Source organism: Microbacterium sp. CGR1, from assembly GCF_051062835.1.
GTDB lineage: Bacteria > Actinomycetota > Actinomycetes > Actinomycetales > Microbacteriaceae > Microbacterium.
Window position 1 is genome coordinate 20,683 of record NZ_JAOTPG010000001.1, and the last position, 15,133, is coordinate 35,815.

Genomic DNA, 15,133 nt, shown 5'->3' on the forward strand with positions numbered 1-15,133 from the left:
TGCTGCGACGAGTCTAAGCGACCCAGCAGCTGTTCACCAAACCTGTCGTCGCCGCGGACACGGTGGGAACGGTGGCTGAGAGGGCCTGGGAATGGGCGTCGCCCGCGGGGATCTCGACGACCTTCCACCCCACGACGCCGAACTCCTCGTCGAGCGCTTCGACCACGCAGGCCACGTCCTTGCCCTGCACACCCGTGATCTGGAATCGCACGGTGACGGTGTGCTCGTCGACCAGATCGAAACCGAGATCGTCGGAGTCCACCGCATTCATCTGCGTGGTCACGGTCATCCACCCGAAGGCCCCGACGAGCAGGACGGCGATCGCGATGACCACGATCCACGGGCCTCGTCGCCTGCGGGTGCGGCCGTATCGGTCGTCGAGCTGTTCTGCGGTTGTCACGGGGTGGCGCTTCCGGTCGTTAGGCTGGTAACTCCAGGTTATGCGACCTGCGCATGAAAGGCCGATTCCGTGCTTGCTCTGACCGAGACCCCGATGCCGACGCCCACGATGACGGTCGACCCCCAGCTGGTCACGCCCGGCTTCGTCGGCTTCGCCGCCGTGGTGATCATCCTGGTCGCCGTGATCCTCCTGATCCTCGACATGAACCGACGGATCCGCCGCGTCCGCTACCGGGAAGAGGTCAGAGACGAGCTGGATGCCGAGGAGGCCGCGCTCCAGGCCGACGAGGCGACCGAGACGGATGCCGACCTGCCGATCGTCCGCGAGGGCGACGACGACCCCGAGAAGCGCTGATCCGGCACTGAGCCGTCAGGAGCCGATCACGCTCCGAGCGACGGGGACAGCGGTGCCAGGGCGATGAGCAGGCACGCCGTCCAGTGGCACAGGAACGCCAGCACCGTGCACATGTGGAAGATCTCGTGGAAGCCGAAGTGGCCTGGCCACGGGTTGGGCTTCTTGAGCGCGTAGACGATCGCCCCGCCCGTGTACAGCAGGCCGCCGACGATGACGAGCACCATCATCGCCGCGTTCGCCACGAGCAGGTCGGCCATGTACATCACGGCCGCCCAGCCGAGCACGAGATACAGCGCGACGTAGAGCCAGCGCGGCGCGTTGATCCAGAACACCCGGAAGAGGATGCCGAGCAGGGCGCCGCTCCAGACGAGGACGAGGAGCAGCGCGCCCTTCTCAGGAGGCAGGGCGAGCACGGCCAGCGGTGTGTACGTGCCGGCGATGAGCAGCAGGATGTTCGCGTGGTCGATCCGCTTGAGGACGACCTTGACCTTCGGGCTCCAGTCGAACCGGTGGTAGAGCGCGGAGTTGCCGAACAACAGCAGCGACGTCGCCATGAAGACTCCAGCCGCCCATTTCGCGGCGCCGCCCTGAGCGAAGAGGATCAGCAGCACGCCGCAGACGATCGCGATCGGGAAGGTCGCGGCGTGGATCCAGCCGCGCCAGGTGGGCTTGATCTCGACCGCCGCATCGTGCGCCGCCTCCTCCAGGAGGGGAAGCTGAGGGACGTCGGGGACCGCGGAGTCGGGTGTGCTCACGCCCTCACTCTATGCGGGCCGCCATTCCACCAGGCGTACATATCCTGAGCGTCAGCCACTGTCCTTCAGATCTCGGCACGATAGCGTAGGGAGGTGATGTCACGTGATGGTCAGGGGCGGGGGCCGCTGTACCGGCTCTATACCAGCAGGCTGCGCCGCCACCTCGACCCGGCGTCCGTTCCGCACCACGTCGCGATGATGATCGACGGGAATCGGCGATGGGCCCGACAGCTCGGATACGAGACCCCGGCCGAGGGACACCGTGCTGGGGCGGCCAAGATGCGGGAGTTCCTCGGATGGTGCGACGAGCTCGGCGTCCGCGTCGTGTCGCTCTATCTGCTCTCCAGCGACAACCTGCTCAAGCGCGACTCCGCGGAGCTGGCCGATCTCATCGAGATCATCGCGGAGCTCGCTGAGGCTCTGTCGCAGGAGCCGAACTGGCGGGTCAAGCACGTCGGACGATCCGACATCCTGCCCCCGGAGCTCGCCAGGGTGCTCGACGACGCCCAGGAGCGCACTCGCGACCACACCGGGCTCCATGTGAACCTCGCGGTCGGCTACGGCGGACGCAACGAGATCGTCGACGCGGTGCGCAGCATCGTCACGTCGCACCAGGCCTCGGGTGGGACGATCGAGGATCTCGCCGCGCACCTCACCCCCGAGATGATCGGCGAGCACCTCTATACCGGCGGGCAGCCGGATCCGGATCTCGTCATCCGCACCAGCGGTGAGCAGCGCCTGAGCGACTTCCTGCTGTGGCAGAGCGCGCACAGCGAGTTCTACTTCGTCGAGGCGCTCGGTCCGGATCTCCGGCAGGTCGACTTCCTGAGAGCGATCCGCGACTTCGCCGACCGAGACCGGCGATTCGGGCGCTGATCCGCGGTCGTCTGCACCGAGCGCGACCATCTCGGACGTCTGGCCATGAGCCGTTAATCAACACGTAACGAAGTGAGGGCGTGTCGAGTCGCGTTAATGTCGGCACGTGGTCGTAGCTTCTAGGCATCGGGCAAGGCGCCCGTCGGGTCGGCCTCAGGTTGACGACTCGTGACCCCCTGGTCGACTCGTTCGAAAAACCGGGATTCTCCCCGGGTCGGGAGTGGGTCGTGACCTCACGTACAGCGCAGCAGTCCGCAAGCACCGCGCAGCAGTCCACCCGTAAGACGACGACGCGAGCGGCGTCCGCTGATCCTGATCAGGATCTCCGGACCTACGTGCTCGACACGTCTGTCCTGCTGAGTGATCCGCAGGCGTTCTTCCGGTTCGCCGAGCATTCGGTCGTGCTTCCGGTGGTCGTCATCACCGAGCTCGAGGGCAAGCGCCACGACCCTGAGATCGGCTACTTCGCCCGCCAGGCGCTGCGCCATCTCGACGACCTGCGCGTCGAGCACGGTCGTCTCGACTTCCCCGTCGAGGTTGGAGAGGGCGGCACCCTTCGTGTCGAGCTCGCCAACACCGATGCCTCCGTGCTTCCGGCCGGCATCCGGCTCAGCGACAACGACACTCGCATCCTCTCCGTCGCCATGCATCTGGCGCAGGACGGCCAGGACGTCACGATCGTCTCGAAAGACCTCCCGATGCGCGTCAAGGCCGCCTCCCTCGGGCTCCGGGCCGAGGAGTACCTGGCCGAGCAGGCGGTCGACTCCGGCTGGACCGGCATCACGACGCTCAACCTCTCGGGCGACGAGATCAGCGACCTCTACGAGAGCGAGGTCGGCGTCAGCGAAGATGCCAGGGGTCTTCCGGTGAACACCGGTCTCATCATCCACTCGGAGCGCAGCTCGGCCCTGGGTCGCATGACCGGTGACGGCGAGTACAAGCTCGTCCGCGGCGATCGCGACATCTTCGGCATGCACGGCCGTTCGGCAGAGCAGCGCATCGCGATCGATCTGCTGACCGACCCCGATGTGGGCATCGTCTCTCTCGGTGGACGAGCGGGAACGGGCAAGTCGGCGCTGGCGCTGTGCGCGGGACTCGAGGCGGTGCTCGAGCGCCAGCAGCAGAAGAAGATCATCGTCTTCCGCCCGCTGTTCGCCGTCGGCGGTCAGGAGCTCGGCTACCTCCCCGGAGACCAGGGCGAGAAGATGGGGCCCTGGGGGCAGGCCGTCTTCGACACCCTCGGCTCCGTTGTCTCGGGCAACGTCATGGAAGAGGTCGTCGAACGGGGCATCCTCGAGGTGCTGCCGCTGACCCACATCCGCGGACGGTCCCTCCACGACGCGTTCGTGATCGTCGACGAGGCGCAGTCGCTCGAGCGCAACGTGCTCCTCACGGTGCTCAGCCGGATGGGGCAGAACTCGCGGGTCATCCTCACGCACGACGTGGGCCAGCGAGACAACCTGCGCGTCGGCCGGCATGACGGCATCGCCAGTGTGATCGAGACGCTCAAGGGACACGACCTGTTCGCACACGTGACGCTGATGCGGTCCGAGCGCTCTGCGATCGCAGCGCTCGTGACGGAGCTCCTGGAGGGTGGCGAACTCAGCTGAGCTCGAAACGCCGGATGCCGCAGGGAAGAGTCCCTGCGGCATCCGGCGTCTCAGTGGCTGAGGATCAACCCGGGTGGGTCATCGAGAGCAGGTCGAGCTTCTCGTCGAGCTGCTCGAGCGTGAGGTCGCCCCGCTCGACGTAGCCGAGGTCGATCACGGCGTCGCGGACGGTGATGCCCTTCGCGACGGCGTGCTTGGCGATCTTGGCGGCAGCCTCGTAGCCGATGAGCTTGTTGAGCGGCGTGACGATCGACGGGCTCATTCCGGCGAATGCGGCAGCGCGCTCGAGGTTGGCCTCCAGGCCGTCGACGGTCTTGTCGGCGAGCACGCGCGACGCGTTCGCGAGCAGACGGATCGACTCGAGCAGCGCCGTACCCATCACCGGGATGGCGACGTTGAGCTCGAACGAACCGGATGCGCCGGCCCAGGCGACGGTCGCGTCGTTGCCGATCACACGCGCGCAGACCATCAGCACGGCCTCGGGCACGACCGGGTTGACCTTGCCGGGCATGATCGAGGACCCGGGCTGCAGGTCGGGGATGTGGAGCTCGCCGAGACCCGTGTTGGGGCCCGAGCCCATCCAGCGCAGATCGTTGTTGATCTTGGTCAGCGAGACCGCGATGGTGCGCAGCGCACCGGATGCCTCCACGAGGCCGTCGCGGTTGGCCTGCGCCTCGAAGTGGTCCTTCGCCTCGGTGATCGGCAGCTCGGTCTCGGCCGCGAGCAGCGCGATGACCTTCTGCGGGAACCCGAGCGGCGTGTTGATGCCGGTGCCGGTGGCCGTGCCACCAAGGGGAACCTCGGAGACGCGGGGGAGCGCGGACTGCACGCGCTCGATGCCGAGGCGGATCTGACGGGCGTAGCCGCCGAACTCCTGGCCGAGGGTGACCGGGGTCGCATCCATGAGGTGCGTGCGGCCGGACTTGACCGCGTCCTTCCACAGCTCCGCCTTCGCCTCAAGGGCGACGGCGAGGTGGTCGAGCGCCGGGATCAGGGTGTCGATCAGGGCCTGCGTCACGGCGATGTGCACGGAGGTCGGGAAGACGTCGTTCGACGACTGCGAGGCGTTCACGTGGTCGTTCGGGTGCACGTTCGCACCGAGGATGCGGGTCGCGAGCGTCGCGAGCACCTCGTTCATGTTCATGTTCGACGACGTGCCGGAGCCGGTCTGGTACGTGTCGACGGGGAACTCGCCGTCGTGCACGCCCGAGGCGACCTGATCGGCGGCCTGCGCGATCGCGTCGGCGATGGCGCCGTCAAGAGTTCCGAGCTCCTTGTTCGCGAGCGCTGCGGCCTTCTTGATGCGCGCGAGAGCGGCGATCTGCGTCGACTCGAGACCCTTGCCCGAGATCGGGAAGTTCTCGACGGCGCGCTGCGTCTGCGCGCCATAGAGCGCGTCGACGGGAACCCGCACCTCGCCCATGGTGTCGTGCTCGATGCGGTACTCGGTGTCGGTCATTCCGAACCCTCCTTGGTTGCGGGGCCGTGCCCCTCGGTGTCGATTCCGTCTGAGTCGATTCCGACCGTGATGACGGGCACCGCGGTGCCCTCGGCCAGACGGTAGTTGGCGCCGACGATGCCCAGACGGCCTTCGGCGACCGCGTGGGAGATCACCTCGGACGACTGCAGCAGATCGCTGACAGTGTTGCGCAGGTGCTCCCGGCCGACCAGGTCGGCGTCGATCTCGTCGACAGTGGTCCCACCGTTCTCGACGAGCACCTTGCGGGCTGCGGGCACGATCGGCGCGATGAGCTTCCAGATGTGCGGGGGCAGGGGAGCGGCGTCGATGGCGGTCCCGTCGATGGCAGCGCGCACTGCGCCGCACGAGTCGTGCGCGAGGACGACGATCAGGGGCACGTTCAGCACGGCGACCGCGTATTCGAGGCTCGCGACGATCGACTCGCCGATCACCTGGCCGGCATTGCGGACGACGAAGAGGTCGCCGAGGCCGAGGTCGAAGATGATCTCCGCCGCGAGTCGTGAGTCCGAGCATCCGAACAGCGTCGCGACCGGATGCTGCGCGGCAGCCAGGTGCTTGCGTCGCGCGACGTCCTGATTCGGGTGCCGAGGGGCATCATCGACGAATCGCTGGTTGCCCTCCTGCATCTGTTTCCAGGCGGCGGCGGGCGTGAGCGTGTCTGTCATGAGGGCTACTCCGAGAGGTCGCGGATCTGCGGGACGAGGGATTCGGCGAGCTCGGCCGTGGAATCGGCCGAACGCGAGCCGTAGAGCAGAAGGTAGTCGTCACCCGCCTGGGTGCCGATCGCATAGGTGATGTTCTGCTTCGCACCGGCATCGCCGAGTTTGTAGACGTCCCACTCGAGGCCGCCGATCGACATCGTGTCGGTGGGCGCCGTTCCGTTCAGGCGCTGCGGGGCCCACGACGAGTCGGTGCCGAAAGCCTGCGCGAGTTTGATGAAGCCGCGCTCGTCCTCGGCGGACGGGGCGAGGGTCACGTCCCACACCGGGGTCGCGCTGCTGGTGAGGCCGGCCGCGTTCACGCGCCAGAAGTCGTCGAGATCGGGAACGATCACGGGACTGCCGACCGTGGATTCCACGTCGGCGGCGATGCCGACCATGTCGATGGTCGTGCTCGTCGCGGGTTCGCCGCGGGGCACGGCGAACACGATCACCGCGACGATGGCCAGGGTGGCGATCAGGGCGGCGATCAGGCTGCGCACCGTCTGGCTCGAGCGATACGCCTTGCTCGATGCGGCCTTGCGGGCCGCCGTCTCGGCGGGGGTCTCGGGTCGGCCGAGTTCCGCGACGATGGGTGCGGGCTTGTTCACGACTCGTCCTCGTCTGAGGTGTCGGCGGCGGCGCGCGCGGCCTCGAGACGACGCTTCGCGCCCAGCAGCCACTCCTCGCACCGCGCGGCGAGAGCCTCGCCGCGCTCCCAGAGGGCGAGCGACTGCTCGAGTGTCGGAGCACCCTGTTCGAGCTCGGAGACGACTTTCACGAGCTCGTCGCGAGCGGCCTCGAACGACAGCGTGTCCACAGGGGTGTCGTTCAGCGCACTCACGCCTCCATCCTACGCGGTGCGCAGGGTGCGCTCATCCGGAGCGAGGTGTCGGTCCCTCGGCGATCTCGCCTTCGGAACGAGCAGCGATCGACCCGCGGTCGACCGTGATCGTCAGGGCGCTGCCGGCCGGTGCATCCGCCGCGTCGCGGAGGATCACGCCGCCCTCGAGGTGGGCGATCGCGTAGCCCCGAGCGAGTGTGGCCGCGGGAGACAGCGCCCGAAGAGAGGCGCGCAGCTCGCTGGTCGCCCGTCCCGCCGCGTCGTGCTGTCGTGTGATCGTGTCGCGTCCGCGCGACAGCAGCAGCCACACCTCCTGCGAGCGCGAGTCGATGATGGGATCGGGTGAGCGCAGCGCGGGTCGTGAACGCAACTGCTCGAGCTGGGCGATGTCGTGCGACAGCCGCTGCGTCAGACGGGAGGTCGCGCGGGACCGCAGCTGCGCGATCAGCGCCCGCTGTTCGCTGACGTCGGGCACGACGCGCTTCGCCGCGTCCGTCGGAGTCGAGGCGCGGAGGTCTGCGACGTCGTCGAGGAGCGGGCGGTCGTTCTCGTGTCCGATCGCGCTCACCACCGGGGTGGATGCTGCAGCCACGGCGCGGACGAGCCGCTCATCGCTGAATCCGAGGAGGGTCTGGGGGTCTCCGCCGCCGCGCGCGATGATGATCACGTCGACATCGGGGTCGGCGTCGAGCCGAGCGAGGGCGGCCAGGGTGTCGGGCACGCAGCGGTCGCCCTGCACGGCGGCGTACTCGGTGCGGAAGCGGACCTGTGGCCAGCGCAGCTCCGCGTTGCGGTGCACGTCCTTCTCCGCGTCGGATCGTTCGCCGGTGATCAGGCCGATCACGTGCGGGAGGAAGGGGAGACGCTTCTTGCGAGCGGAATCGAACAGTCCCTCCTGGCGCAGCTGCAGACGGAGCTTCTCGAGGCGCTCGAGCTGATCGCCGAGCCCGACGTGCTTCATCGCCGAGACGGTGAAGCTGAAGTCGCCGGCCTTGACGAAGTAGTCGGCCTTGACGGCTGCGACGACGTGGTCGCCGACGGCGAGATCGCCGGGGATGCGGGGGCGGACGCTCGACCACACCCGGATCGAGATCTGCGCGTCCGAGCGGGTGTCTTTGAGTCGCGCGAAGATGTTGCCGCCGCGGACGTTCCACGAGGTGATCTCGCCCTCGACCCAGACGGTGTTCCACCGGGCGACGAAGTCGCGGATCGTGCCGTTCAGCCGGGCGACGGAGGTCGGGGCATCCGCGGAGGAGTCGCGCGGAGCGACCGCATCCGCCGGTGGAGTCTCGCCCGGACGCGTCGAGGCTTCGAAGACCGTCATCCGCTCAGTGCACCTTCCCGCTCCTGCTCAGGTTCTCGGCGGTAGAATTCCAGTGTGACCTCGACTGCCGTTCATCTGCCTCTGCCGCGCATCCCACGAGTACGTGGGGCGGCCGGGCGGCTTCAGGATAACCCGGTGGTGGGGAACAAGCGCGTTCTGCTCGCGGCTCCGCGCGGATACTGCGCCGGCGTGGACCGCGCCGTCGTCGCTGTCGAGAAGGCTCTCGAGCGCTACGGCGCACCCGTCTACGTGCGCAAGCAGATCGTGCACAACATCCACGTGGTGTCCGAGCTCGAAGAGAAGGGCGCGATCTTCGTCGAGGAGGTCGACGAGGTTCCGGAGGGCGCTCACGTCGTCTTCAGCGCGCACGGTGTCTCTCCTGCGGTCGTGGAGGCTGCCTCCGACCGCGGTCTGCACGCGATCGATGCGACCTGCCCGCTCGTCACCAAGGTCCACCGCGAGGCCGTGCGCTTCGCCCGCGATGACTTCGAGATCCTGCTCATCGGCCACGAAGGACACGAAGAGGTCGAGGGCACCGCCGGCGAGGCCCCGGATCACGTGACCATCGTCAACTCTCCCGACGAGGCCGACACGGTGCAGGTGAAGGACCCGTCGAAGGTCGTCTGGCTCTCGCAGACCACTCTGTCGGTCGACGAGACCATGGAGACGGTCAACCGTCTGCGGACGCGCTTCCCGGAGATGCACAATCCGCCGTCCGACGACATCTGCTACGCGACGCAGAACCGTCAAGTGGCTATCAAGAAGGTCGCGGCGAACGCCGACCTCGTGATCGTCGTGGGTTCCTCGAACTCCTCGAACTCCGTGCGCCTCGTCGAAGTCGCCCTCGAGTACGGGGCGAAGGCCGCCTACCGCGTGGACTACGCCGAAGAGGTCAAGCAGGAGTGGCTCGACGGTGTCGCCACGGTCGGGGTCACCAGTGGAGCATCGGTTCCCGAGGTCCTCGTCCGTGAGGTGCTCGAGGCCCTCGAGGGCGCCGGCTACCACGACGTCGAAGAGGTCAAGACGGCGGAGGAGGACCTCATGTTCTCGCTGCCGAAGGAGCTCCGACAGGATGCCTCGGGTCAGCGCGATGCTCGTGCGCTGGGGGGCCGCGCTTCCGGCGGAAACGCCTGACGGTGCCCACCACGGAGGCGGCGCCGACGCTCATCGGATCGGTCCAGCGCGCTCTGCGCCTGGTCGACATCGTCGCGAACTCGGCCCGTCCCGTGCCCGTCAAGGCTCTCGCGGCCCTCACAGGGCTCACCCACGGGACGACCTACAACCTCGTTCGCACGCTGATCCACGAGGGATATCTGGCCAACGAACCGGACGGACTCGTCCTCGGCGCGAGCTTCCCGGTGTTCCGGGCGGCACCGGATGCGGGCGGAGTGCTTCTCGCGCGCGTGCGATCCGCGCTGCGCGAGGTCACCGAAGCCGTGGGGGAGACCGCTTACCTCTCGCGCTACCACGACGGCGAAGTGCACCTGATCGACATCGTCGACGCGGTGCGCACTCCGAGGATCGCCATGTCCGTCGCCCTCGAATCGAGTGCGCACGCGACGGCACTCGGCAAGCAGATCCTGACCGACCTCACCTGTGATGAGCGTCTCGACTACCTTTCGCGGAATCGTCTCGAGGAGCTCACGCCGCGCACCATCAGCGACCGTGGTGCACTGCTGGCGGAACTGGAGCGGTCACCGGGCTTCGCCCTGGACCGTGAGGAGTACGCGATCGGCAACACGTGTGTCGCGGTTCCCGTGATCGCGCCGAACATCGTGGCGTCGCTGGCGATCTCGGTCCCCTCCGACCGGGCACGCGTCGACCGAGGTCTCGTCACGAAGCTGAAGCAGAGCGCGACGCGGTTGTCATTGCAGCTGGGCGCGGATGCGCTGACGGGCGGAGAACCGGATCTGCAGACGGCGATCTGACGCTCGTCCACGAAAATGTTCACTATCTGAAGAAATGCCACTAGCGGGTCGGCACGCGCTTTCCTAACATGTGAGATGTAGTCGCATGTGCAAACGGCACTACTGGTGGTGGAACGTCCCCAGCGTTCCTCGACCCACTTGGATGACGAACGTCCCCAGCGTTCCGAATCCGCGGCCCCGAGGAGTCCCCACTTCTCCGGGGCCGCCATCATGTTCGGGTGGCGCAGTCTGAGAACCGCGCAGAGGCGGTGCGGATAGCATGGCGGCATGACCGACCAGCGGCCTCAATACGGCGAAATCGCGACCCTCGAAGAGCAGCGCAGGGCAGCAGGGCTGCCGCCGCTCGACGAGACGCCGCCCGCAGCCCCCGTAGCGCCGGTCCCCGAAGCCGCATCCGTGCGTGCACCGGCCACTGCTCGGCCGCGCCCGGTCGACAGATTCATCACCATCGCTCTGCTCGCCTACGGCCTCATCAACGTCGTGATGACCGGTCTGTCGTACCTCGATTTCCCCACCGCGATGAACGAGATGATGAAGGTCCTCGGCGTCGACGGCGAGTTCACGAACTTCGCTCAGGGCAAGCTCTGGGGCACGATCGCGGCGATCGTCCTCGCCGCAGGGTGGTCGCTCACCGCGTACTTCTCGATCCGCCGCCTGCGCAGCGGCAAGGCTTCGTGGTGGGTTCCGCTCGCAGGGGCCGCCGTGACGCTTCTCGTGGCGTCGATCTGCGCCGCCATCCCGCTGATGAACGATCCTGCTTTCATCGACTTCGTCGCCAAGACCGCCGGCCAGTAGACGGCTGAGACGCAGAATGCCCCCGACCGCAGTGGTCGGGGGCATTTCGCTGTCAGGACGGGATCAGCTCTTCGACTGTCCGTAGGAGCCGAGCTGGCGCGTGGACTCGACGACGCGAGCGGCCATCGCCGTCTCCGCGATCTTGCCCCAGGCGCGAGGGTCGTACTGCTTCTTGTTGCCGACCTCGCCGTCGACCTTGAGGACACCGTCGTAGTTCTTGAACATGTAGTCGGCGATCGCACGCGTGTAGGCGTACTGCGTGTCGGTGTCGATGTTCATCTTGATGACACCGTTGGCGACCGCGAGGGCGATCTCCTCATCGGTCGAGCCGGACCCACCATGGAAGACGAGGTCGAGCGGCTTCGCGCCCGTGTTGTACTTCGCGGCGACCTGCTGCTGGATCTCGCCCAGGAGCTCGGGGCGCAGCTTGACGCCACCGGGCTTGTAGACACCGTGCACGTTGCCGAACGTGAGGGCGGCGATGTAGCGGCCCTGCTCGCCGAGGCCCAGAGCCTGGACGGCCTGGTCGACGTCCGCGAACGTCGTGTAGAGAGCGTCGTTGGATCCCTCGTGCGCGACGCCGTCTTCTTCGCCGCCGACGACGCCGATCTCGACCTCGAGGATCGCGTTGATGTTCTTCATGCGGGGAAGGAGGTCCTGCGCGATCTCGATGTTCTCCGCGAGGGGCACAGCCGAGCCGTCCCACATGTGCGACTGGAAGATAGGGTTGCGCCCGGCCTTGACCTCTTCTTCGGAGGCTGCGATCAGCGGCTCGACGAAACCGGCGAGGGCATCCTTCGGGCAGTGGTCGGTGTGAAGTGCGACGGTGACGGGGTAGTTCTTGGCGACCTCGGTCGCGAAGCGTGCGAAAGCGAGTGCGCCGGTCGCGCGCGCCTTGACCGTGTGGCCGGCGAAGTAGTCCGCGCCACCGGTGGTGACCTGGATGATTCCGTCGGAGCCTGCCTCGGTCAGGCCCTGGAGGACCGAGTTGATCGTCTGCGAGCTCGAGACGTTGAATGCCGGGTACGCGAAGCCGCCGGCCTTCGCGCGGTCGAGCATTTCGGCGTACTGATCCGGGGTGGCGACGGGCATGAGAACTCCTGCGATTTTGGGAAGCCGGGACAGCAGTCACTCTATCGGGGCTGGCTCTCGGTTTCCGGCGGTGAGTCGGAGCGAGCATGCTGCTCCTGCGCTGACGTTAAGAATCGCGTTTCCTTCGGTCGTCTCGGCGCGAAAACACCCCAGTTGACCGTGTCTCGATGGCTAGGCTGACCGCATGGTTAGTCTTACAGCGGATCTCAGCCCCCTTCGTCCCGATCGAAATCTCGCGATGGAGCTGGTGCGAGCCACTGAGGCAGCCGCGATCCGCGCTGTGCCGTTCATCGGTCGAGGTGCGAAGGAGGCCGCCGACGGTGCAGCCGTCGATGCGATGCGCGCGTTCCTCGGAACCGTCGCGTTCCAGGGGCGTGTCGTGATCGGCGAGGGCGAGAAGGACAACGCTCCGATGCTGTTCAACGGCGAAGAGGTCGGCACCGGCACAGGTCCCCAGTGCGACATCGCCGTGGACCCGATCGATGGCACATCGCTCACCGCGGCGGGTCGTCAGAACGCTCTCTCCGTGATCGCCGTGTCCGACCGCGGGTCGATGCTCGACGCCTCCAGCGTCTTCTACATGGACAAGCTCGTGACCGGTCCCGCCGGCGTCGGGGTGGTCGACATCCGCCTTCCGATCGGCGAGAACATCCGCAAGCTCGCCGGCGCGCTCGGCAAGCCGGTCGATGAGATCGTCGTGTCGGTGCTCAACCGTCCTCGTCACGAGAAGCTGATCCAGGAGATCCGGGATGCCGGAGCGGGAACGCGCCTGATGAGCGACGGCGACGTCGCCGGCGGCATCAACGCCGCGCGCCATGCCGCGCGCACCGACATGTGCGTCGGCGTCGGAGGCAGCCCGGAGGGCATCGTGACGGCCTGTGCCATCAAGGCGCTCGGCGGTCACATCCAGGGGCGGCTCTGGCCGCGCGACGATGACGAGCGTCAGCGCGGAATCGACGCGGGGCTCGACATGGACAAGGTGTACGAGGCCGACGACCTGGTGCGAGGGGACAACACGATCTTCGTCGCGACCGGCGTGACGGACGGTCAGCTCGTCGCCGGGGTGCGTCGTGAAGGCGGCTACATCTACACCGAGAGTGTCGTGCTGCGCGGTGCCTCGGGAACACTGCGCAGGATCGCCTCGGAGCACCTCGTCTCGAAGTGGCTCTGACACCGGTCGGCTGAGCACTCCGGGGTCATCGTTACCGACCCGGTACCGCGCTGGGGAGCGCTGGGCCGGGCATTCGTGCGTTGCCGTGTCACAATTGTCACTGGATTTGTCGCCGTCGACGGAGCCGCCAGGCACCGCAGGCACAGGAGGGCAGACCGATGACAACGCAGCACACGAGTGGCTCCAAGGCCGCGCCGACCAAGATCGTCACGACGAGCACCGGCCGCATCATGCGTGTCAAGGTCGACGAGGCAGGGGTGCCGATCGCATCCGGTACGCCGGCTGTGCCGGTGGCCAAGGCGCCGGCCGTCGCAGACCCGGCTCGCCGTGCAGACGTGCTCTTCCGCAAGCGCCTGGACGAAGGACACGAAGTCAGCTCCTGGTGGATGATCGGTGCGTTCGTCGTGACGAGCGGCCTTGTCATCCTGTTGCTCAGCGGCGTGCCCGGCATCGCCTGAGCTCAGCCTCGCGTCGTCCCGGATCCGTTCGTGTCCGAGGCGATCGCGGACGGTGCTCCGTCACCGATGAGGCGTGACCTGATCTCGCCGACGTCTGCCAGTAGCCCCGCATTCGCTTGCTCCGTGTTCTCGACGAGATCGGTGTTCTCGACGAGCTCCTCGGCCGTGAATCTGCGCGTCTGCGCCGTGATCGTCGGGGGAGCGGAGTCGAGCGTCGTCGCGCTGATGCCGGGGAACTGCCGCGCTGTCACGAGCACTCTGCTCTCGAGCGATCCTGCGAAGCGGTTGTAGCTGTCGACGGTGCGTTCGAGGGCTCGACGGAGGTCATCGGCGTGGCCGGCGAGCACGCCCAGTCGGTCGTACAGCTGGGTGCCGAGGTTCAGAAGCGCCCGCGCTTCGGTGGAGACCTCTTGCTGCGTCCACGTGTAGGCGACGGTCTTCAGCACCGCCCAGAGGTTCACGGGGGACGCGAGGGCGACCCTCTTACTGAAGGCATAGTCGAGCAGAGTCGGATCCTCGTCGATGGCCGCGGCCAGCAGCGACTCGCTCGGCAGGAAGCAGATCACGAATTCCGGGCTCGCGTCGAGCCCGGACCAGTACGCCTTCTTGGCGAGCGCGTCGATATGGGCACGCACCGCCTTGACGTGCTTCTGCATGTGCATCCGGCGCTGGGCCTCATGGGCGTCGCCGATCGGCAGCGCGGAGGCCTCGAGGTAGGCGTCGAGGGGCACCTTCGCGTCGACCGCGATCGACGTGCCGCCGGCCAGCCGGATCACCATGTCGGGGCGGCCCTGACCACGGTCGGAGGAGATGGTCGACTGGAGGTCGAAATCCACGTGCCGGGTCAATCCCGCGGCCTCGACCACCCGGCGGAGCTGCGTCTCGCCCCACACGCCTCGCGTGGCGGTCGACTTGAGCGCACCGGCGAGTGACTCCGTCGTCGCACGCAGCGCTTCGTCCGACTCCTGTGCACGCCTCAGCTGCTCTGCGAGCGACCCGAACTGCGCATGACGCTCCTGCTCGATCGCGGACACCTTCTGCTGCATCTGCTGAAGGCTCTCGCGCACGGGGGCGAGTGCCGTGAGCACGGCATTCTGCTGCTGCACCCGCTGCGCCTCGGCGCGCTGCTCGAGTCTGGCGTGCTCGACGGCATCCCGATACAGGTCGTACTGCCGATCGCGGTCGTCTCTCGCGGCCGCGAGCTCGGCCTGCGCTCGGGCGAGGTCGGCAGCGCCTCGCGACGCGCGGAGGAACCAGCCCACCGCAGCGCCGGCCACGAGGGCGGCCAGCAGCAGAACCATCGTCAGAGCATCCATGGCTCCATGATGCGCTCGGCCTCGGACATTCG

General features: G+C 67.5%; 17 protein-coding genes. 8 read left to right on the forward strand and 9 right to left on the reverse strand.

The genetic code is table 11. The features are described 5' to 3' along the window. Window positions 1–13 precede the first annotated feature (13 nt). Entirely contained in the window at window positions 14–400 is a 387-nt protein-coding gene (locus OD997_RS00115; RefSeq protein WP_434329820.1) for a DUF4307 domain-containing protein, read from the reverse strand. A 69-nt stretch (window positions 401–469) separates the two neighbouring features. Here OD997_RS00115 and OD997_RS00120 point away from each other — a divergent pair, with 69 nt between their 5' ends. Beyond that, window positions 470–754 carry a hypothetical protein gene (locus OD997_RS00120; RefSeq protein WP_434329821.1) on the forward strand — a complete coding sequence of 95 codons (285 nt, stop codon included), beginning with the start codon at window positions 470–472 and terminating at the stop codon, window positions 752–754. Between the two features lie 26 nt (window positions 755–780). On the opposite strand, the gene trhA is transcribed toward OD997_RS00120, so the two are convergent. Next, entirely contained in the window at window positions 781–1,509 is a 729-nt protein-coding gene (gene trhA / locus OD997_RS00125; RefSeq protein WP_434329822.1) for a PAQR family membrane homeostasis protein TrhA, read from the reverse strand. 96 nt (window positions 1,510–1,605) lie between these two features. Between trhA and OD997_RS00130 the strand changes: the two genes are divergently transcribed. Together OD997_RS00130 and OD997_RS00135 are read left to right on the forward strand one after the other, a co-directional pair. Further along, on the forward strand, window positions 1,606–2,385 hold the full coding sequence (locus tag OD997_RS00130; protein ID WP_056508681.1) for an isoprenyl transferase: 780 nt from the start codon (window positions 1,606–1,608) through the stop codon (window positions 2,383–2,385). A gap of 227 nt (window positions 2,386–2,612) precedes the next feature. Beyond that, window positions 2,613–3,995 carry a PhoH family protein gene (locus OD997_RS00135; protein WP_434329823.1) on the forward strand — a complete coding sequence of 461 codons (1,383 nt, stop codon included), beginning with the start codon at window positions 2,613–2,615 and terminating at the stop codon, window positions 3,993–3,995. Between the two features lie 64 nt (window positions 3,996–4,059). Here OD997_RS00135 and OD997_RS00140 read toward each other — a convergent pair whose 3' ends face one another. The 5 genes from OD997_RS00140 to xseA are packed head-to-tail and all read right to left on the reverse strand — an operon-like array spanning window position 4,060 to window position 8,341. Further along, the gene (locus OD997_RS00140) at window positions 4,060–5,454 is read right to left on the reverse strand and encodes a class II fumarate hydratase (protein ID WP_434329824.1); all 1,395 of its coding nucleotides are present in this window, start codon (window positions 5,452–5,454) and stop codon (window positions 4,060–4,062) included. Beyond that, entirely contained in the window at window positions 5,451–6,140 is a 690-nt protein-coding gene (locus OD997_RS00145; RefSeq protein WP_434329825.1) for a carbonic anhydrase, read from the reverse strand. Before OD997_RS00145 ends, OD997_RS00140 begins: the two co-directional genes overlap by 4 nt. A 5-nt stretch (window positions 6,141–6,145) precedes the next feature. Beyond that, complete coding sequence (locus tag OD997_RS00150) at window positions 6,146–6,784, reverse strand: DUF4245 family protein (RefSeq protein WP_434329826.1); 639 nt, start codon at window positions 6,782–6,784, stop codon at window positions 6,146–6,148. Then, window positions 6,781–7,017, reverse strand: coding sequence for an exodeoxyribonuclease VII small subunit (locus OD997_RS00155; protein ID WP_434329827.1), 237 nt, complete (start codon window positions 7,015–7,017; stop codon window positions 6,781–6,783). Before OD997_RS00155 ends, OD997_RS00150 begins: the two co-directional genes overlap by 4 nt. Window positions 7,018–7,048: 31 nt before the next feature. Next, window positions 7,049–8,341 (reverse strand): exodeoxyribonuclease VII large subunit, encoded by a 1,293-nt coding sequence (gene xseA / locus OD997_RS00160; protein ID WP_434329828.1) that lies wholly within the window; start codon window positions 8,339–8,341, stop codon window positions 7,049–7,051. 90 nt (window positions 8,342–8,431) lie between these two features. On the opposite strand from xseA, the gene OD997_RS00165 reads away from it, so the two are divergent. From OD997_RS00165 to OD997_RS00175, 3 genes are all read left to right on the forward strand, one after another. Continuing rightward, a complete protein-coding gene (locus OD997_RS00165) occupies window positions 8,432–9,475 on the forward strand; it encodes a 4-hydroxy-3-methylbut-2-enyl diphosphate reductase (protein WP_434332299.1) in 1,044 nt (347 codons plus the stop codon). A gap of 2 nt (window positions 9,476–9,477) precedes the next feature. Continuing rightward, entirely contained in the window at window positions 9,478–10,269 is a 792-nt protein-coding gene (locus OD997_RS00170; protein WP_434329829.1) for an IclR family transcriptional regulator, read from the forward strand. A gap of 267 nt (window positions 10,270–10,536) precedes the next feature. Continuing rightward, window positions 10,537–11,064, forward strand: a complete 528-nt coding sequence (locus OD997_RS00175; RefSeq protein WP_434329830.1) for a DUF6264 family protein — start codon at window positions 10,537–10,539, stop codon at window positions 11,062–11,064. A gap of 63 nt (window positions 11,065–11,127) precedes the next feature. On the opposite strand, the gene fbaA is transcribed toward OD997_RS00175, so the two are convergent. After that, complete coding sequence (gene fbaA, locus OD997_RS00180; protein WP_434329831.1) at window positions 11,128–12,156, reverse strand: class II fructose-bisphosphate aldolase; 1,029 nt, start codon at window positions 12,154–12,156, stop codon at window positions 11,128–11,130. 184 nt (window positions 12,157–12,340) lie between these two features. Between fbaA and glpX the strand changes: the two genes are divergently transcribed. Then, window positions 12,341–13,327 carry a class II fructose-bisphosphatase gene (gene glpX / locus OD997_RS00185; protein WP_056308721.1) on the forward strand — a complete coding sequence of 329 codons (987 nt, stop codon included), beginning with the start codon at window positions 12,341–12,343 and terminating at the stop codon, window positions 13,325–13,327. A gap of 158 nt (window positions 13,328–13,485) precedes the next feature. Next, on the forward strand, window positions 13,486–13,785 hold the full coding sequence (locus OD997_RS00190) for a hypothetical protein (RefSeq protein ID WP_434329832.1): 300 nt from the start codon (window positions 13,486–13,488) through the stop codon (window positions 13,783–13,785). 2 nt (window positions 13,786–13,787) lie between these two features. Here OD997_RS00190 and OD997_RS00195 read toward each other — a convergent pair whose 3' ends face one another. Beyond that, window positions 13,788–15,101, reverse strand: a complete 1,314-nt coding sequence (locus OD997_RS00195; protein WP_434329833.1) for a DNA recombination protein RmuC — start codon at window positions 15,099–15,101, stop codon at window positions 13,788–13,790. Window positions 15,102–15,133: the final 32 nt, after the last annotated feature.